Source organism: Mesorhizobium sp. BAC0120, from assembly GCF_033542235.1.
In the GTDB taxonomy this organism is placed as follows: Bacteria; Pseudomonadota; Alphaproteobacteria; order Rhizobiales; family Rhizobiaceae; genus JAWRCU01.
The window spans coordinates 1-19,539 of record NZ_JAWRCU010000006.1 but is presented as its reverse complement, the minus strand read 5'-3'; the positions used below and the strand labels follow the sequence as shown (position 1 = coordinate 19,539).

14 protein-coding genes are annotated in these 19,539 nt (G+C 62.7%); 4 read left to right on the top strand and 10 right to left on the bottom strand.

What is annotated here, in order from left to right; all coding sequences use genetic code 11:
* Window positions 1-37 precede the first annotated feature (37 nt).
* Window positions 38-481 carry an invasion associated locus B family protein gene (locus tag SAZ10_RS15380; RefSeq protein ID WP_318610152.1) on the top strand — a complete coding sequence of 148 codons (444 nt, stop codon included), beginning with the start codon at window positions 38-40 and terminating at the stop codon, window positions 479-481.
* A gap of 151 nt (window positions 482-632) precedes the next feature.
* On the opposite strand, the gene SAZ10_RS15375 is transcribed toward SAZ10_RS15380, so the two are convergent.
* Window positions 633-956 (bottom strand): CBS domain-containing protein, encoded by a 324-nt coding sequence (locus SAZ10_RS15375; protein WP_318610151.1) that lies wholly within the window; start codon window positions 954-956, stop codon window positions 633-635.
* Window positions 957-958: 2 nt separating this feature from the next.
* The gene (locus tag SAZ10_RS15370) at window positions 959-2,620 is read right to left on the bottom strand and encodes an alpha/beta hydrolase (protein WP_318610150.1); all 1,662 of its coding nucleotides are present in this window, start codon (window positions 2,618-2,620) and stop codon (window positions 959-961) included.
* 108 nt (window positions 2,621-2,728) lie between these two features.
* Here SAZ10_RS15370 and SAZ10_RS15365 point away from each other — a divergent pair, with 108 nt between their 5' ends.
* Entirely contained in the window at window positions 2,729-3,763 is a 1,035-nt protein-coding gene (locus SAZ10_RS15365; RefSeq protein WP_318610149.1) for an AI-2E family transporter, read from the top strand.
* A 47-nt stretch (window positions 3,764-3,810) separates the two neighbouring features.
* Here SAZ10_RS15365 and SAZ10_RS15360 read toward each other — a convergent pair whose 3' ends face one another.
* From SAZ10_RS15360 to SAZ10_RS15325, 8 genes are all read right to left on the bottom strand, one after another.
* The gene (locus SAZ10_RS15360; RefSeq protein ID WP_318610148.1) at window positions 3,811-5,157 is read right to left on the bottom strand and encodes an amidohydrolase family protein; all 1,347 of its coding nucleotides are present in this window, start codon (window positions 5,155-5,157) and stop codon (window positions 3,811-3,813) included.
* Between the two features lie 268 nt (window positions 5,158-5,425).
* Window positions 5,426-5,980 (bottom strand): HdeD family acid-resistance protein, encoded by a 555-nt coding sequence (locus SAZ10_RS15355; RefSeq protein WP_318610147.1) that lies wholly within the window; start codon window positions 5,978-5,980, stop codon window positions 5,426-5,428.
* Window positions 5,981-6,097: 117 nt separating this feature from the next.
* Window positions 6,098-9,289, bottom strand: coding sequence for an efflux RND transporter permease subunit (locus SAZ10_RS15350; protein WP_318610146.1), 3,192 nt, complete (start codon window positions 9,287-9,289; stop codon window positions 6,098-6,100).
* On the bottom strand, window positions 9,286-10,416 hold the full coding sequence (locus SAZ10_RS15345) for an efflux RND transporter periplasmic adaptor subunit (protein WP_318610145.1): 1,131 nt from the start codon (window positions 10,414-10,416) through the stop codon (window positions 9,286-9,288). The genes SAZ10_RS15350 and SAZ10_RS15345 overlap by 4 nt, the downstream gene beginning before the upstream one ends.
* 62 nt (window positions 10,417-10,478) lie before the next feature.
* Complete coding sequence (locus SAZ10_RS15340; protein ID WP_318610144.1) at window positions 10,479-11,081, bottom strand: HdeD family acid-resistance protein; 603 nt, start codon at window positions 11,079-11,081, stop codon at window positions 10,479-10,481.
* A 41-nt stretch (window positions 11,082-11,122) separates the two neighbouring features.
* Complete coding sequence (locus SAZ10_RS15335; RefSeq protein ID WP_318610143.1) at window positions 11,123-12,364, bottom strand: arginine deiminase; 1,242 nt, start codon at window positions 12,362-12,364, stop codon at window positions 11,123-11,125.
* A gap of 22 nt (window positions 12,365-12,386) precedes the next feature.
* Window positions 12,387-13,820, bottom strand: a complete 1,434-nt coding sequence (locus SAZ10_RS15330; RefSeq protein ID WP_318610142.1) for a basic amino acid/polyamine antiporter — start codon at window positions 13,818-13,820, stop codon at window positions 12,387-12,389.
* 421 nt (window positions 13,821-14,241) lie between these two features.
* Window positions 14,242-15,669: a basic amino acid/polyamine antiporter gene (locus tag SAZ10_RS15325; protein ID WP_318610141.1), complete on the bottom strand. Its 1,428-nt coding sequence runs from the start codon at window positions 15,667-15,669 to the stop codon at window positions 14,242-14,244.
* A gap of 554 nt (window positions 15,670-16,223) precedes the next feature.
* On the opposite strand from SAZ10_RS15325, the gene SAZ10_RS15320 reads away from it, so the two are divergent.
* Both SAZ10_RS15320 and guaB read left to right on the top strand, forming a co-directional pair.
* The gene (locus SAZ10_RS15320) at window positions 16,224-16,967 is read left to right on the top strand and encodes an AraC family transcriptional regulator (RefSeq protein WP_318610140.1); all 744 of its coding nucleotides are present in this window, start codon (window positions 16,224-16,226) and stop codon (window positions 16,965-16,967) included.
* Window positions 16,968-17,809: 842 nt separating this feature from the next.
* Window positions 17,810-19,312, top strand: a complete 1,503-nt coding sequence (guaB, locus tag SAZ10_RS15315; protein WP_318610139.1) for an IMP dehydrogenase — start codon at window positions 17,810-17,812, stop codon at window positions 19,310-19,312.
* Window positions 19,313-19,539: the final 227 nt, after the last annotated feature.

Sequence of the window (19,539 nt, the reverse complement as noted above, 5' to 3'; positions counted from 1 at the left end):
AGCCGGATCGGCGCTCTCCGAGGAGCCGGGATCCTCCTTGCCGGGCGGAGCGTCGTCTCTTCAGGAAACCTATCAGGATTGGCGTCTCGCGTGCCAAACTGCCACGCCGCAGCACATCTGTTCCCTCTCGCAGCAGCAGACACAACAGAGCGGGCAACGAATACTGGCGATCGAGTTGCGCAAGGACGGCAACAATGGGCTGTCCGGCAATCTTATCCTGCCGTTCGGCTTGCTGCTCGATGCCGGCGTCATCCTTCAGATCGACGATGGGCAGAAGAGGGCGCCCCTGAGGTTTTCAACCTGCCTGCCGGCAGGATGCGTTGTGCCGCTCAGCTTCGACGCTGAGTATATCGCCGCCCTTCAAAGCGGCACCGTTCTGCACGTGAGAGTTCAATCAGCGGATGCCAAGGAGCTTGGTCTGTCGATCTCCCTGAAGGGTTTTTCGGCTGGTCTCGACAGGCTTCAGGCTCTCGGCAGCTAGATTTTCAGAATGTGTGACTTCCGTGAGATAGTTGTGAGGAAACCCTGGTCCACGCTGCTGGTCGCGGCCCTCGTCTTTTTCCAAGGCTGGATCGATGCTCTTCCAGCAGGCGTGGTCCTGCTTGCCGGGTGGACCATGGTCGACGCCATTGTCACGAAAGCGGCTGGCGAGCGGCATTCGTCTTGAGGCGAGCGCTCATGCCCAGGCGCAGTCTGGCCGAGTGATCGCGCTCTTCGGCGATGCGCCTTGCGCGAGCCGTCAGGAGGTCCTTGTGTGCGACGAGGCCGATCAGGCGGCCGTCGCCGTCGACGACAGGCACCCGCCCGGTACCTGCCTCCGTCATGCGGTCGGCAAGCTGCCCCACCAGTTCGTCCGGATAGCCGAGCACGAGGTCGGACTGCTCGAGCACATTGCCGACAGGCGCCGCTCGGTCGAGACTTTCGCCCTGGTGGCGAGAGGCGTGGAGCTTTGCCAAGTTCAGCTTGGCGGGGCCACCGATTCGGCCAAATGCTGTTTCAGCCGCATGATCTCCTGCTGAGACCAGTCTCGAACATCCGTCACCGCAATCCAGGCGTCGATGTAGTGCTCGGGCGCGTAGACATGGCCGTAGCCGATCGGCGTCGTGGTCGCCATGGCCATATCGAGCGCAAGCTGCAGGAACGTCACGACCGGGTACCACCTGAGTTGCGGCGATACGTCCGGCCCGCGCGGCGGCTTCATCCAATCCGGCTCGCGGTAGAGGTCGCGGTAGTCGAAGAAGGTGACGGGGTCGCTGGCGTACTGGAGATAGACGGTCCGTATCGGCCCCCAGCCCGAGCCAGACTGAGGGGCTGCACCATCCTGATTCATGAAACGGACGAAAGATCCGTCCCGGAACCGAGGCAGCCAGGCAGGCGAGCCGGGATTGCGGCTTGCGGTGATCCAGCGCCAGAGCCTGCTCGCATAGGGCGGCCCGCTCCACAACGCGCCGTTATAGGGATCGCCGAGCACCTCGATCACATCGGTCGATTGCTCGGAATCCATGGCACCGAGACTGAGACCGTGGAGATAGAGCCTCGGTCGGCTATCCCTGGGCAGCGTGGTCCAGTACCCGTAGACTTCCCTGAAAAGCGCGCGCGAAGCGTCGGTGCCGTAACCGGGCTCGGTGAGCAGGGATAGCCAGCTCGCAAGATAGGAATATTGCACGGCCACGCTCGCCACATCGCCGTGTTGCAGATATTCGATGCTTTTCATCCCGGCCGGATCGACCCAGCCGGAGCCGGTTGGCGTCACCACGATGAGCATGGAGCGCTTGAAGCCCCCGACGCGCTTCAACTCCTCCAGCGCGAGCTTCGCGCGCTCTTCCGGCGTTTCGCCGGATCGCAGCCCGACATAGACACGGATGGGCTCGAGCGCATTCTTTCCCGTGAAGGAGCTTATGTCCTTGCCCGTCGGCCCGGAAGACACGAATTCCCGTCCCGCCCTCCCGAGGTCGTCCCAGTCGAGCAGTGAGGCGCTGCTGCCGGTTTTCAAAGGGTCGGTAGGCTGCTCGGTGTCCGGTTCGACCAGGGCGTCGAACTCCCTGTAGGAAGAGTCGGCGGCATGCAGCGCAACGCGGAAGAGCACTCCGCTGATTGCCAACCAGAACAGCGCTAACGCTGCAGCAAAGCCGATGACACCCGACACTCGTCTCGGCACGAAGCGGCCGACCCACTTCGATATGGCGCTGAAGGTCAGCGCGAATAGCCGCGCCAGCGCAATCAGGACTATGAAAGTCGCGAGCGCGATCAAGCCGACCTCGAGAGGATGCGCGCTCGGGACCGGATCGAGGCCCATCAGTTGGCGGATCGAATTCTGCCACTGCGCAGCCTGCCAGAGGAAAGCGACGGCGACGGAGGCGCAAAAGCCGGCCGCCACCAGGTTGGCGATGCGCAAGGTGCGGCCGCTTGGCTTCGGCAATTCCATGTAGTTCCAAAGCCAGCGGCCGAACACGCCGATGCCATATCCTGCCGCAAAAGAAGCTCCCGAGAGCACGCCCTGCGTCAGGAACGTGCGTGGAAGCAGTGTCGGCGTCAGCGACGCCGCAAAGAACAACGTCCCCAGAAGCAGGCCGCCTCCCGAGAACGAATACCAGAACCTGCCGAGCCAGCTTCTTTTCATTTGTCAGATTTTCTTAACCATCGTTTCCCCCTTGGTGCCCTCCGCGATGTAGAATACTATGAAAACGCGGATCGGGCATGTCTTACCGAAACCTCATACGAGCCTGAGATGAATGGCCACCCGGTGATCGGCCGTCTGGCGACGGCAATTCTTGTCATCGCCCTGCTCCGCTTTGCTCAATCCATTTTCGTGCCGCTTGCCTTCTCGCTATTCGTGATTGCCCTGGTCTGGCCGGTCCAGTCGGCGCTGCAGCGGTGGATGCCGAAGCTGCTGGCGCTGCTGATCACGCTCAGCATCACCATTTCTGCAATCGTCGTCATGGGTTCGCTGACCGCCTGGGGCTTCAGCAAGCTTGCCCAATGGCTTTTCCTCAACGCCGCTCGCTTTCAGGCGGTCTACACCGAGTGGGTCGACTGGCTGGAGGGGCACGGCATCGCCATCGTCGGTCCTGTGACCGATCGGTTCAACGTGACCTGGCTGATCGGCTTCGTGCAAGGCATCGCAGGTCGAGTGAACGGCTTCGCCGGCTTCGCCCTGCTTGTTTTCGTCTTTGTTATGCTCGGCCTGCTCGAGGTCGACGACTTCAACATGCGCCTTCGCCGTCCGGCTGCTCAACCCCTCGGCGAGAAAATGCTAAGGGCAAACCACGAGATCGGCGCCAAATTGCGTCGCTTCATGGTCGTGCGCAGCTTCGCGAGCGTGCTGACCGGTTTCGTGGTCTGGGGGTTTGCGCTGCTCGCGGGGCTCGAGCTTGCCGCGGCCTGGGGTGCGCTCGCCTTTGTCCTGAACTACATCCCGTTCCTCGGGCCGCTGATCGCGACCATGTTCCCAACAGTATTTGCCATCGCGCAATTCGAATCCTGGCAGATGGCGGTCATCGTCTTCGTCGGCCTCAACATCATTCAGTTCATCATCGGCAGCTATCTCGAGCCATTGCTCGCCGGCGCATCACTGAAGATCTCGCCCTTCGCGGTGATTTTCGCCGTTTTCTTCTGGAGCTACCTGTGGGGTCTGGCGGGCGCCTTCATTGGTGTGCCTATCCTGATAGCCTTCATCGTCTATTGCGCGCAGGATCCATCGAGCAGATGGCTTGCCGTGCTGCTCTCGGGAGGGACTGCCGATAATCTCGGCAGTGAAACTTGACGATCGCCGAGCAAGCATCGCGATCCGGACTTCCCAGCAGCTATAACTCAAAGCGTGTTCTTGTAGATCTGGCCGTCCTTCATGATGACCCGGATGTTGTTACGGTCGGCGATCAGCGAGATGTCGGTCAGCGGATCGCCTTCGAGCAGCAGCAGATCGGCCAAGGCATTTTCTTCAACGACGCCAAGCTTGCCTGAATATGGGCTACGCGGCCCTGAGAGGGCGAGCAGTTCTCCGTTTCCGGCTGTGGCCATTTTCAGCACTTCAGCCGGCGTATGCCAGCGGACCAGCTTGGCAAGCTGCGCACCCTGGCGGGCCGCGATCTTCGCGGAAAACAGCGTGTCGGTGCCGAAAGCTGTTTTGACCTGGTGCTTCTTCGCCAGTTGGTAGGCGGTATCCGTCCCGCTATAGACCTGAAGCGCCGAAGCGCGTTGGGGCGATCCCTCCGGAAATGGGGTAGCGTCCTCGTCATCAAGAAACGGCTGAAGGCTCCACCAGACGCCTTTCTCCGCGATCAGCCTGGCAGTGGCCTCATCCGCCAGATGGCCGTGTTCGATGCATTTGACGCCCGCCTCGATCGCAAGCCGAATGGCTTTCGGCGTATAGGCATGAACCGTTACGTAGGTATTCCACCCATCAGCCGCCTCGACCGCCGCGCGGAGTTCCGGTTCGGTATATTGCGTGGAATCGAGGGGATCATGATCGGAGGTGACGCCTCCGCCCGCCATCAGCTTTATGTGGCTCGCGCCCAGGAACAGCTGCTCGCGCGTCCGGCGGAGCACCTCGTCCACACCGTCGGCGATGGCGGCCGTTCCGCTGGTCTCGGAGAAATGCAGGGGGTCGAAATTCGCACGCGGCAAGTCATGGAGCGTGCGAAAGTCTCCATGGCCGGAAGTCTGCGATATCATCGCCCCTGCCGGCCAGATGCGAGGGCCGACGATAGTGCCGTCGTCAATGGCTTGCTTCAGGCCAAACACAGGCCCGCCGACGTCCCGGGCGGTGGTGAACCCCTGCATCAGGAATTCGCTGGCGCCCTTGGCGGCGCGCAACATTAGGTAATTGAGATCGCCGGTTAGCGCCACCTGCAAGGGAACGGTCGCCAACGTCAGGTGTGTGTGGGCGTCAATCAGGCCAGGCATAAGCACGCGGCCGCCGCCATCGATTGTCATCGCGTTCTCGGGCGCGGCTTCGCCGCCGCTATGCACCGACTTAATCCTGTTTCCGTCTACGAGCACCTGGACGCCCTCCCGCAGCGAGGGAGAGATGCCGTCGAACAGACGGATATTGGTGAAGAGCAATGGTCGGGCGGGGCCCGAGGCGCCTTGCTGCTGGAGCTGCGCAAATGCGCTTGTCCCCAGACCGAAGCCGGCCACCGACGCTGCGATCCCAGTCATGAAGCCGCGCCGCGAAAACCCGGCATTGACGCGATCGGTAACGTAGCGAATTTCCGGTCTGTGGCAGAGGCATACAGCGTGGGCGGCCGTGGCCTCAGTAGCTGCTGAGCATGAAAACATGCCATTCTCCATTGTCAGGCGTCATATCGGACAGCAGACGCAGTCGCATCTCCTGCCCGGCCCCACGGCGCCGCAAAGCCCGGGACAATGCGCGGCGATATGCGGCCGGCCTGGCGATCAGGACCGCAAGCCGACCGTCGTATGAAAGTCAGGCCGTTCTCGCCGAAGGAGCCCAGGCATAGGTCAGCCAGGCCACTCCATGCAAAATAAGGTCGATGCCGAGGAGCAGCCCAAGCACCCAGATACTGCTCGCCGGCCATCCCGAGAGAATGATGAGACCGGCCAGTATGCTGAATATGCCCGAGACGAGCAGCAGCCAGCCGGCCTCGGCCCAATGCCTGAACGCGACGATGATCCGCACGATGCCCGACGCCAGGAAGATGAGCCCCAGCGCAAAGGTAAGGATCAGCGCGCCCGATACGGGCTGGTTCACCACCATCCAGCCGAAGATGATGTAGAGGACGCCGAGCAGGATATGCCAGACGAAGCCGCCCCAGCCTTTTGTCCAGAAGGCGTGGATGATTTCGAATGCACCCACGACAATTGCGGTAAAGCCGATGAACAGCGTGCTGACCAGCGTGGCCAGCCCGATGTCGCCCAGCACGAACAATCCTCCGAGAATAAGGACGATCCCGAGCAGGACGCGAAGCCAGGTCGGGGGCACGTAGAGGGCCGTGGACGTTCCAGAATCGTAAGTAGTCATCTTTTCCTCCTCACCACAAAGTCCAAGCCTAGCATAGAGCATGATTCTGCAAAGCAGCAGCCTTTTCCGATAAGATCACGCTGCAATAGCAGAGAGACGGAGCAGCATGAATGACTTTCATCTGTTCTGGGTCTCAACTCGACGCCTGGATTTAGGGCTGCTGTCGCCCACCTTCGCAGCTTCGAGCTTCATTTTCGGTCGCTTGGAAGCCCGTTCGGCAAGCCGCTCGATCACAGCGAACAAGGTCGGGATGACGAACAGTCCGATGGTCGTCGCGCCAATCATGCCGCCCAGGATGGTCACGCCCACCGCTCGGCCGGCGCCGGCGCCGGCGCCGGTTGCTATCGCGAGGGGCACGATGCCGAAGATGAAGGACACTGCCGTCATCATCACGGCACGGAAACGCTGCTCGGCGCCGAGCTGTGCGGCCTCGGCGACCGATCGTCCCTCCTCGTGGCGCTCCTTGGCGAATTCGACGATCAGGATGGCGTTTTTCGAAGCAAGCCCGATCAGGAGCACGATGGCGATCTGCGCATAGAGGCTGTTCTGCAACCCAAACAGCATGAGGGCAGCAGTCGCGCCGAACAGAGCCGCCCCCAGCGACAGGATGACGGCGATGGGCAGCGTCCAGCTTTCATATTGCGCCACCAGAAAAAGATAGGCGAACAGAAAGGCCAGGCCGAAGATGATCGGCTCCTGTCCGGCGCTGCGCCGTTCCTGGAACGAGAGGCCTGACCATTCATAGCCGTAGCCGGCCGGCAACGCCTCAGCGGCTACCCGCTCGATGGCATCCATGGCGGCGCCGGAGCTGCCGCCGGGTGCGGCCTGTCCGTTGATCTGTGCCGCCGTCGACAAATTGTAGCGAGAGATGACGAAGGGCGCCAGAACGGTAGTCGTGGATACCACCGTCCTCAGCGGGACCATGGCGCCGGTCCGGCTGCGCACATGGAGATTGAGGAGATCCTCGGCGTCCGCGCGATGCTCTGCATCAGCCTGAAGGTTGACCTGGAAGACGCGACCCTGGAGCGTGAAATCGTTCACGTAACGCGAGCCGAAATTGGCGCCGATCGTCGAATATATGTCTGAGACGCTCACCCCCAGCTGTTCGGCGCGGGTCCGGTCGACATCGACATAGATCTGCGGCACGTCCGCGCTGAAAGTCGTCGCCACGCCGCCGATCTCCGGCTGCTGGTTGATCTGTGAGACGAACGCGCGGACCACCTGCGCGATCTCTTCGGGGCGTTGGCCCTGCAGCGCCTGCAGGCGCAAGTCGAGGCCGCCGACCGCACCTATGCCGGAGATGGCCGGGGGTGCGAAGACCGAGACGATAGCGCCAGGGATAGTCGAGAACTGCGCCCTGAGCTTGGCGAGGATGGCATTGAGCTGCAGCTCCGGCGTGGTGCGCTTGTCCCACGGATCCAGCGCCACGACGATCATGGCTCCGTTCGGCGCAAGGGCCCCCTGCAGCATGCTGCGGCCGGCAATGGAAATGACGTTTTCAACGCCTTCCGTCCTCGTCAGCGTCTGCTCGATCTCGTTGACGATTGCTCGCGTGCGGTCGAGCGAGGCAGCGTCCGGGAGCTGGATATCCAGGAATAGCGCGCCCTGGTCCTCGTCCGGGAGAAAGGTTGCGGGCAGGCGCGTGAACAGGAGAAAGGCGGCGAGGAAGCAGGCGGTAAGCGCGGCAAGCGGTATGATCCACACGCGCACCAGAAAACCGACGACCCGGCCGTAGCCGTCGCGGGTCTTGTTCACCATGCGCGAGAACCAGCCGAGCGGGCCGCGCTTGTATCCACCCTTTCCACGCTTCAGCAGTATTGCACTGAGCGCCGGGCTGAGGGTCAGGCCGACGATGGACGAGAGCACCAGCGCTGCCGACAATGTGACGGCGAATTGTCGGTAGAGCTGGCCGTTTATGCCGGGCAGGAACGCCGTCGGCGTCACCACTGCAAGCAGCACCAGGGTCGTGGAGATGATCGGCCCAGTGATCTGCCCCATCGCCTTGCGCGCGGCGCTCGCCGTATCGATCTCGGGGTCGTCCTCCATGACATGCTTGACGTTCTCGACGACCAGGATCGCGTCGTCCACGACCAATCCTATCGCCAGCACCAAGGCGAGCAGCGAGATCGTGTTTATCGAATAGCCGAATGCGAGCAGGACGGCCATCGCGCCGAGCATCGAGGCAGGGATGGCCATTGCCGAAACCAGGGTGGCACGCCAGTCCTGCAGGAACAGGAAGGTGATGAGGAGCACGATGAGGAAGGCCTCGACGAGGATCCGCACGATCAGCGAGATGCTTGCCGTGACGAAGCGTGTCGCATCATAGACGACCTCGTATTGAAGGCCGGGCGGGAACCTCGGTGAGAGGCGTTGCAACTCGGCGAGCACCGCATTGGCGGTCTGGATGGCGTTGGCCCCAGGCGCCTGGTTTATCTGCAGCATTGCCGCTTCGTGCCCGCCGAAGCGCGCGCTGGACGAGTAGCTCCGCGCACCGAGCTCTATACGAGCGATATCGCGCAGCCGAACAACCGCTCCGGCCGCGCCCGTGCGGACAACGATATTGCCGAATTCTTCCGGACTCACGAGCCGGCCCTGGGCTACCAGCGTATACTGCAGCTCCGTACCTTCATTCGTCGGCGGAGCTCCGGCCTGGCCGAGCGACGCCTGGATATTCTGCTGCCGGATCGCGGCCGCCACGTCGTCGGCCGTGATGCCGAGGGCATCCATCTGTGTCGGATTGAGCCAGACGCGCATCGAATATTCGGAGGCGCCGACGACGGAGGCCTCTCCGACGCCTTTGATGCGCGACAGCGCATCGACGATGGTCGTCGCGGCGAAATTGGTGATCTCGAGCGCGCTGAGCTCGTCGCCCGGCGAATAGAAGGCAATGCCGAGCACGAAGTCGGGCGATCGCGTCCGCACCGACACGCCTTGCTGGGTCACTGCGGCCGGCAGCTGGGAAATGGCCAGTTGCGCCCGGTTCTGAACGTTGACCTGCGCTATGTTCGGATCCGTGCCCACCTCGAAGGTCACGGAAAGCGAATACTGCCCGGCATTGGAGCTCGTCGAGGACATGTACATCATGTTGTCGACGCCATTGATGGCCGACTCCAGCGGCCCGCCCACGACATCGGCAATGACCTCGGCGCTGGCGCCGGGGTAGGTGGCGGAAACCGTGACCGTCGGCGGGGTGACCTGCGGAAACTGCTGCACCGGCAGCGCGAAGAGCGCGATGGCGCCGGCGATCGAGATCACGATCGAAATGACGATCGCCATCCGGGTCCGAGTGATGAACAGATCGGAGATCATGAACCGCCGCCGACTGGCTGGCCTTCGCTCGGCTGAACCGTCATGCCGTCGGCGAGACGCTGGATGCCCTGGACGACGACCTGTTCGCCTCCGTTCAGGCCGGCGGTTACGGCCCATCCGTTGCCGACGCGTGCGCCGGTATCGATACGCCTTTGCGAGACCGTATTGTCCTTGCCGAGCAGATATATGAACCGGCCCTCGCGATCCTGCAGCACTGCGGCCTGAGGTACGACCGGCAGGCTGGGTATGTTCTTTTCCTCAACCGACAGAGTGACGAACTGCCCCGGGATGAGGACGTGGTGAGGATTGGGAAAGATCGCACGGGCCGCGACCGTTCCGGTCTGCGGGTCGACCTCGTTTTCGACGAATTCGATTCGACCAGGCTGGTCGTAGTCCGTGCCATTCGCAAGACGCAGCGACAGCTTGAGTGCATTCGGATCAACCGTGCTGCCGCCCGCCTCCTGTTGTCGAACCGTGACGAGCAATCCCTCGGTCAGGGTAAAGGCGACGCGAACCGGATCCAGGCCCACGATCCGCGCGAGCGACCCAGTATCCGGTCCGACGAGATTGCCGACCGTGAACGTCGCGCGACCGATACTGCCGGAGATCGGTGCCTTGATGCTGGCGTAGGAGAGGTTGAGCTGGGCGGTATTCAGCGCCGCTTGGGCAACCTGGACATCCGCGGCGGCGACGTCGAAACCGGCCTGCGCATCGTCCAGCACCGCCTTCGAGACGGTGTTTCGGGCAAACAGATCACGGTTGCGCGCAAGAGTCCTTTCGGCCGAGATGCGTGTGGCCTCGGCACGCTCGACCTGCGCCCGCGCGGACGCGACCGAGGCTTCGAGCTGATCCGGTTCGATTTCGAAAAGCGTGTCTCCGGCTTTCACCTCCTGGCCGTCCCTGAAGTCGACGGAGCGCAGAAACCCGGTGACGCGAGCCCGGATGTCGACTGCTTGGATCGCCTCGACGCGAGCGGTGAACCGTGCGGGGTTGCTCACCTGCTCGACTTTCACCTTCTCGACAACGACGGCAGGCGGCGGCATCGCCTGCCTGGCCTGCTGGGCGAAGGCGATCGAGCCGACATAAAGGGTTGCGGCGCCTATCAGGCCGGCGATAACGGTGCGCATGCTGGCACGCCCCCGCCGCATTCCGGCCGGGCAGTCCTGCCCCGATGTTTCGAGCCCCGCCTTCATGGCCGTGCCCTGCGCATGGTGAGCGCGATGGCGATATATGCGCCGCCAGCGACAAGCAGAGAAATGCCGGCGACGACCCCTGGTTCGTAGGCCGTCGTGTGTGGCAGCTTCAACGCGAGTGCTGCGCTGGCTGCCAGCGCAACCAGCCCGGAGACAGCGAACCAGTGCCAGCCATCCTGCTTGCGTACGGCTGCGGCGAGCGCGATCTGCAGGATGCCCTGTACGAAAAATACCAGGGCGATCAGAAGGGTGATCGCAAGAGCGCCCTTCAGCGGACTGAAATAGATCAGGATGCCGCCGACGACTTCGACGGCGCCCGTCAGCTCCTGCCAGATGAATCCGCTCCACTCCTTGACCTGCAAGGATTGCACCATCTTCACCACGCCGGCGAGCGCAAGGACAATGCCAAGGACGACGCTTGTGGCGAATGTGGAGACAGCAGGAAGCATGACGGCCAAAGCCCCGCCCAGCCCCATGACCACGCCCAGAGCGAGAAACCATCCCCACCGCGAGTGCAGAGATACGGCTCTGCGCTCGTAGTCGACTCCCTCTGTGGCGGCGCCATCTACCCTCGGTTGCCTGACTGAAATTCCTGCCATGGCCGGCGCCCCTTTTCAGATCGTCGCAACGCGCTCGTCTACTAATAGTCCACTGCGTCCCGGATGATCGGGCAGGTCATGCAATGGCCGCCGCCGCGGCCGCGGCCGAGCTCGGCCCCGGCGATGGTGATCACCTCGATGCCGGCCTTGCGCAGCAGCGTGTTGGTGTAGGCGTTGCGGTCATAGGCGAAGACCACGCCGGGCGAGACGCAGACCAGATTGGCGCCGCTGTCCCATTGGGTGCGCTCGCGCATATAGTCGCTGCCGCCCGTCTCGACGACGCGCATCTGCTTGAGGCCGAGCGCATCGCGCACCGTCTCCACGAACGGGCGCCCGTCTCTGTGCAGCTCGACGGTGCCCGGCTTGTCGCCCGGCCGGTAGGAGAACGCCTCGATCTTGTCGACGATGTCGGGATAGATCAGCACGCAGTCGCGGTCGGCGAAGGTGAACACGGTGTCGAGATGCATGGCCGCGCGCAGCTTCGGCATCGCCGCGACGATGACGCGGTGGGCGGCGCCCTTCTCGAACAGGGTTGCCGCGAGCTGGCTGATCGCCTGGCGCGAGGTGCGCTCGCTCATGCCGATCAGCACATTGCCCTTGCCGATCGGCATGACGTCGCCGCCCTCGAGCGTGGCAAGGCCCCAGTCCTTGGTCGGATCGCCCCACCACACATTGACCTTGCCGGCAAAGTCGGGATGGAACTTGTAGATGGCCGCGGCGAGGATCGGCTCCTCGTGGCGGGCCGGCCAGTAGAGCGGGTTGAGCGTCACCCCGCCATAGATCCAGCAGGTGGTGTCGCGGGTGTAGAGCGTGTTGGGAAGCGGCGGCAACAGATATTCGGCGGTGCCGGCGGCGTCGCGGATGAGCTCCAGCATCTCGCCGCCGATGGCCTCGGGGAATTCAACGGTCGATAGCCCGCCGATCAGGGTCTCGGCCAGCTCGCGATCGGTGAGGCCCTCGAGATAGCTGCGGATCTCGTCGATGAGGCCCAGGCCGAGCTGGTTCGGCACGACCTGGTTGTCGAGGATCCATTTCCTGGCCTCGGGGATCGCGACGGTCTCAGCGAGCGCATTGTGCATCTCGACGACGTCGACGCCGCGGTCGCGCATCTTGGTGATGAAGTCGAAATGGTCGCGCTTGGCGACATCGACCCACAGCACGTCGTCGAACAGCAGCGCATCGCAGTTGGTCGGGGTGAGCCGCTGGTGCGCGCGGCCGGGCGCGCAGACCAGCACCTTGCGCAGCTGGCCCACCTCGGAGTGAACGCCGAACGGGGTTTCCATGGGAGGCTCCTTATCCTTTAGCTCAAGGAGTGATGATGCCGGTCAAGAGCCCGAAGAAGCCAATCAAACCGGCGGCAACGGTGACGCCGAAGACGACCAGCTCGACGGGGGTGAATAGGCGTGCCTTCTGCTCGCGCCGCGCCCAGAAGTAGAGAACGGTGCCCGGTACGAAGAGCACGGCCACCAGCAGCACGTATTTCAGGCCGGCGGCGACGAACATGAACAGTGTGTAGACGACGGCGACCCAGGCGAAGAACTGGTCGCGCCCGCGCTCGTCCGGGGCCGTTTCGTAGCCGACGCCGCTGCGAGCAAGCAGAACGCCGTAGCCTGCAACCAGCAGGTAGGGCAGCAGCGCCGTCACGCTGGTCATGTCGAGCATGAAGTTGAAGGCGTCGCGGGACCAGTAGGTGGAGATGACGAAGAGCGAAACGATGATGTTGGTCAGCCACAGCGCGTTTGCGGGGACGCGGTTGCCGTTCTGCGCCGCGAACAGCTTCGGCATGTCGCTCGACTTGGCCGCCGCGAACAGAACCTCGGCGCAGATGAGCGACCAGGCCAGATAGGCTCCAAGCACCGAAACCAGCACGCCGATCGAGATCAGTATCGCTCCCCAATGCCCGACGGCCAGCTCCAGAGCCCCGGCAAGCGAGGGGTTCTGCACTCCAGCGATCGCCGAACGAGGCGCCGTCGCATAGGGCAGCAGCGTGATGGCTACCATCAGGCCGGTCACCGCGACGAAGCCGAGGATGGTGGCGGTGCCCACGTCCGAGCGCTTGCTGGCGTAGCGCGAATAGACGCTTGCGCCCTCGATTCCCAAAAACACGAAGACGGTGATGAGCATGGTGTCGCGTACCTGCGCCACCAGCGATTTCTCTGGCATGCCCACGCCGCCGAAGAAGTTTTCCGAGAACTGCGGGTAGCTGAAGTAGATGATGAAGGCGAGGACGGCTACGAGGAGCGGCACGATCTTGGCGAAGGTGACGATGGTGTTGATGAAGGTTGCCTGCTCGACGCCGCGCAGGATCATGAAATGGAACGCCCAGATGCCGATCAGCGAGACGATGATCGCGATGGCGCTGCTGCCATCCCCGAAGATCTCGGGGAAAAAGCGTCCGAGCGTCGAGCCGATCAGCACCCAGTAGAAGACGTTGCCGAGGCAACTGCCGAGCCAGTAGCCGAAGGCGGACAGGAAGCCCATATAGTCGCCGAAACCGGCCTTGGCATAGGCGAAGACGCCCGAGTCGATGTCGGGCCTCTTCTCGGCCAGCGCCTGAAAGACACGTGCGAGCATATACATGCCGGTGCCGGCGATCGCCCAGGCGATGATGGCGCCGAACGGTCCCGTCGCCGTGGCGAACCGGCCGGGCAGGTTGAAAATACCGGCCCCGACCATCGACCCGACCACCATCCCGGTCAATGCGAGCAGGGATAGTTTCTGATCAGCCTTGGTCGCCATCGCACCACTCCTGGGCTCGTCGATAAACAGAATCGTTCATTCCGGCGCAGCAACGGACGGATCCGCTAACGCTCCGAATGGATAAACTTGCTGATTCCGTCGGTCGGGACGGGGTTTGAAGCGGCGATATGCCTCGGTTCCCAGTTCCATCACCCGCTCGGGTGGTGGAAGGGGGCTGATTGGTACGAAGCCTGCTTCGTACGGCGCGAACGATGTAGGCGTCTCCATGAGACACCCTTCTTTAGAAGGCCCCCGCGCCATTCTGTGATCGGAATGTTAACGTGTAATTCAAAAAATTGCTAAAGGTTTTTTCTTGATTGTTCGCTGAAATCACCTGACAAATCTGTCAGTGAGCCTGCGTCGAGCAACGCCTTCGGCTGCATTGTCGGCGAATGGCCTGGATTCTCTGGGAATTATTGACTTACAAAGTAATATAACCAGCGAAGAGACCATAAACGCCGGCAATGGCGCCGATCACTGCGCCGGTAAAGATTAGCCATTCAATCGGGCTGAATAGCCGCTTCTTTTGCTCATGCCTGATTCGGAAGTAGAGGACGCTTCCGAGCGCGTACAGTATGGCGGAAAGTAGAAGGAATTTCACGCCGGCGGCATAAATCAGGAACGCTGCATAAAGCGTCGCGATACCCGCGAAGATAAGATCGCTGATCCGCTCTCCCGGTTCGATGTCATACGTTTCGCCACGTTTCGCTAGAAGAAACCCGTATGCTGCCACGAGCAGATAAGGAACCAGCACCATCGAGCTCGTCAGCTCGAGCATCAGCCTGAATGCGTCCTGCGAGAACAGCGTGCTGATCAGAAAGAGCTGAATGACGCAGTTGGTCAGCCAAAGCGCCGGAGCAGGGACCTTATTGCTGTTCTCTCTTGCGAGGATGCTCGGCATATCTCCGCTCTTTGCCGCGCAAAACAGCACCTCCACGCAGATCAGCGACCAGGCTAGATAGGCGCCGAGCACGGAAACGATCAGGCCGACGCTGACGAAGATAGAGCCCCACGGCCCGACGACGGCTTCCAGCACCGAAGCCATCGACGGCTGCCGCATCGCCCCGATTTCCGCCCGTTCCAGCACCGCGTAGGGCAGCAGCGTCACCAGCACCATCAGGCAGAGCACGCCGATGAAACCCAGCGTCGTAGCCACGCCTACGTCGGATCGCTTTCGGGCGTATCGCGAATAGACGCTGGCGCCCTCGATGCCGATGAACACGAAAACCGTCGCCATCATCGTGGCGCGAACTTGCTCGGAGAGGCTCGCCGACATGCCTTCACCGCCCCAGAAATTGTCGCGAAAGAGACCGGCTTTGAACGCGCCGACCAGGATCACGATGAAGACCAGGATCGGAATGACCTTCGCCACCGTGACGACGGTGTTGATGGTCGCCGCTTCCTTCACGCCCCGCAGGATCATGAAGTGGAAGAGCCACAGTCCGATCGAGGAGACGAGCACGGCAGCAATCGTGTCGCCGTTCCCGAAGATCGGAAAGAAGGCGCCGAGCGCCGCCTTGATCAGCACCCAGTAGGAGACGTCGGCGATACAGCCGACCAGCCAGTAGCCGAAAGCCGACAGGAAGCCCGCATAGTCACCGAAACCGGCCTTTGCATAAGCATAGACGCCGGCGTCGAGGTGAGGCTTGCGTTCCGCGAGCACACGGAACACCCGGGCAAGAGTGAACATCCCCACGCCGGCGATGCACCAGGCGACGATGGCGCCGAACGGACCGGTGGCATTTCCGAAGGTCCGGGGCAGCGAGAAAATTCCAGCGCCGACCATCGATCCGACCACCATCGCGGTCAACGCGAACAAGGACAGCTTCTGTTCGGAATTATCTGCCATCCAGCAGTCTCCCACGACGGCAAGAATCAATGCTGCACTTGCCGTGTGGGCCGGAAACCCTTGGCGCGTCAGCGCACTTGCGGAGTCAATTTCGCCGGTTCGCTCGTGAAATTAGCACAGATTTCTCATGCACGTCTCTGCACGACTGCTGGTGGGCAGCATTGCGCAGGGCAAGACTTATCGAAAGTCGTTGCTGCCAGGCTCTGTCGACCTGATCCCGGCTCCAGTCACCAAAAATTACTTAGCAAATTATCTTTCAATGCGGAAACCATTCTTGTATCGTGCGCCCGGGCAGGACGGACCAGGGGCGAAGAGGGGTTACCCACTGCGGTGACTGTGTTTTCGGGGTTTCGGCCACCGGCAAATGCAGGCTCCGATCGCATTGCGCTGCCGGAATGTCAGGTGCTGGAATTGATCCGGAGTTCGCCTCCGGAGGTGACCATCAACGGGCGATCGACGAAATTCTTGACGCGATTCCTGCCGACGTGGGACCGCGAATAGCCACACCGCGAGGGGCCGCTTTTTATTGCGTTCGCCCTCCGGGATCCCGGCTCTTGATCTCCAGGCACCATTTTGCCGCTGTCATGCTTGCGCCTGCGCTGCGGGTCAGAGCCCGGCTAGGGAGCGACCAGCCACGCGAATTCGACGCTCCGATAGGGCAGATTGTCGTCAATCCCGCCAACGTCGCAAACAGCTGGGAGTGGCCGGAGGTAATGGAGGTTGCGGTCATCGCGTTCACGGAGGCGGGCCTTCGCGAACTGGCCGAGCAGGAAATCGGTTCGGGCGATGCCGAGCTTGTTCCGCCGCCGTTCGGCACTATCGACACGACCGCCTTGAGCATCGCCCAGCTGCTCCGGGCCGATCTCAGAGAAGGCGGCAGCGTGCTCTATGCGGATACGCTGATCACCTTGTTCGGCATCCACCTGCTCCGCAACTACACTTTGCAGAAAAAGCCGCCCCGTCAGGTGAAAGGCGGACTGAGCGGTGACGACGCGCGAAAGGTACGGGATTATCTCAACGAGAACTTCACGCGGCAGACGTCGGTCCAGGAACTCGCGGCGCTCGTCGACCTTTCCCCCAAACACTTCATTCACGCCTTCACCAAGAGTTTCGGAGCGGCGCCACATCGATATCTGGTCGACTTGCGCCTGGATTTTGCCGAACGGCTTCTCCTCGGAGGCAATCTGGCGATTGCGGAAGTCGCCTACGCCAGCGGTTTCTCGAGCCAGAGCCACTTGACGGCGACGATGAAGAAATACCGGCGCATGACCCCGACGCAGCTGGGCCCCGCGCCCTGAAATCTGGCGACGGCGGGTGCTCGGCATGCGTCATCGTCCGGGCAGACATGCTCCTTCGCCGTGGCGTTACATATTCTGGCGCACCAAAGACGTCGCATCTGCACGAATTCCGGCTTGCCGATACCCGGAGGCGGCCACCGCAACGTTCAGGTGGCACCTGCATCAAGCTGCAAATCAGCAGTCGGCAATCGTACTTTCCTGCAAAGACCCCGAACTTTCTTGAAATACATCCCCGTCCATCTGTGGCGAGACTCATATTGTCGATTCGTCGAGAAAGAATTTGCTAACCAGAGACTTAGGCAGGCCACGGCATGGCGGGTTGCCCCGGCGGCCGGACGATCCAAGATTGGCCGGGCGACGAGAGCACCGGTGAGCACGCTCAAGGGCCGAGACCGAAACAGGGGGCCGGGCATCCCGGACGCGCGTCCTCCCAAGCGCGTCCGGGGCGCCTGGGGGAGCCGGACAGGCAGATGCGCGGCACGTTCATCTCGTGCCTCCTGCGCGGCGATCTCATGACCAAATGCGAGGGGGAGACGGCCGACGCATGCAATAGGTCGGCTGAGTTTTACAATACGTTGAGTTTGGCGCGCCGGCTCGTTCGTGACGGCAAACGTCGAGTTCGGCTGAGCAGGCTAAGCCGGCAACTGGACTCGTTGAGCTTCCAACGAAGGTCCGATGACCGCGTCCGACCGAATGGACCTCACGCCGCATTGCATCCGGCGGCATCGTCTTCCCATCCTCGGCGGATCGTGGTACCAGCCACCGCCAATCCTGAAAGGGAACATCCGAATCGGCGCGGTGCTCGTCGCTCCGCGCCCTTTGCTATTATCCGGGGTTTGGCCATGGCGAAAATCATTGAAACCGCGACCGGCGCTCTTGCGCTCACCTTCGACGACGTGCTCCTGCAGCCCGCTCACTCGGAGGTGCTGCCGGGTGAGACGGACATCCGCACCAGGATCGCCGGCGACATTGATTTGAACACCCCGATTTTGTCGGCGGCGATGGACACCGTGACGGAATCGCGGCTCGCGATCGCCATGGCTCAGGCCGGCGGCATCGGCGTCATCCACCGCAACCTGTCGCCTGCCGAGCAGGCCGAGGAGGTCCGCCAGGTCAAGAAGTTCGAGTCCGGCATGGTCGTCAATCCGGTGACGATCGGACCGGAGGCGACGCTGGCCGACGCCCGCGCGCTGATGCGCGCCCATGGCATCTCCGGCATTCCGGTGGTCGAGAATGGCGGAACGGGCGGGCAGAAGACCGGCAGGCTGGTGGGCATCCTCACCAACCGCGACGTGCGCTTCGCCTCGGACCCGGCGCAGAAGGTCCGCGAGCTGATGACCAAGGACAGCCTCGTCACCGTGAAGGAGAATGTGGAGCAGGATGAAGCCAAGCGCCTGCTCCATCAGCACCGCATCGAGAAGCTGCTCGTGGTCGACCCCTCAGGCAATTGCGTCGGCCTGATCACGGTGAAGGACATCGAGAAGTCGCAGCTCAACCCGAACGCGGCGAAGGATGCGCAGGGCCGGCTCCGCGTGGCCGCGGCGACCAGCGTCGGCGCCGACGGCTTCGAGCGCGCCGAGCGGCTGATCGACGCCGGCGTCGACTTGCTCGTCATCGACACGGCACACGGCCATTCGCAGCGGGTGCTTGACGCCGTCACGCGGGTCAAGAAGCTGTCGAACTCGGTCCGCATCATGGCCGGCAATGTCGCGACCGTAGACGGCACCCAGGCGTTGATCGACGCCGGCGCCGATGCCGTGAAGGTCGGCATCGGGCCGGGCTCGATCTGCACCACCCGCATCGTGGCCGGTGTCGGCGTGCCACAGCTTTCGGCCATCATGTCGGCGGTCGAAGCGGCCCATAAATCGGGCGTGACCGTGATCGCAGACGGCGGCATCAAATATTCAGGCGACCTGGCCAAGGCGCTCGCTGCAGGCGCTTCTGCCGCCATGATCGGCTCGCTGCTCGCCGGAACGGACGAAAGCCCCGGCGAGGTCTACCTCCACCAGGGCCGTTCGTTTAAAGCCTATCGCGGGATGGGCTCCGTCGGCGCCATGGCGCGCGGCTCGGCCGACCGCTATTTCCAGGCCGAGGTGCGCGACACGCTGAAGCTGGTGCCGGAAGGCATCGAAGGTCAGGTACCCTACAAGGGCCCGGTCTCGGGCGTCCTTCATCAGCTCGCAGGCGGCCTGCGTGCCGCGATGGGCTATGTCGGCGCGCACGACCTCGCCGAGCTGCGTGAGAAGGCCGTCTTCGTGCGCATCTCCAACGCAGGCCTGCGCGAAAGCCACACGCACGACGTCGGGATTACGCGAGAGAGCCCCAACTATCCGGGCGCGGCGTAGCGGCTTCGACTACGCGCAGACCCAGCGCTAAGCTTTGGCGATAGCGCGCTTTTCGGCAGCGTTGCGCTCTACGAGTACCCCTCAACCGTCTCGGCGCTTCGCGCCGATCCACCTTGCATTGGAAATTGTGTACGAAGACGGGTCTCGCAAGGGACGCCAATGGCCGGGTGGCCACCCGGCCATTGGCGCCGATCGTCGGATCGCATCCACCTGAACCTGGAGGGTTG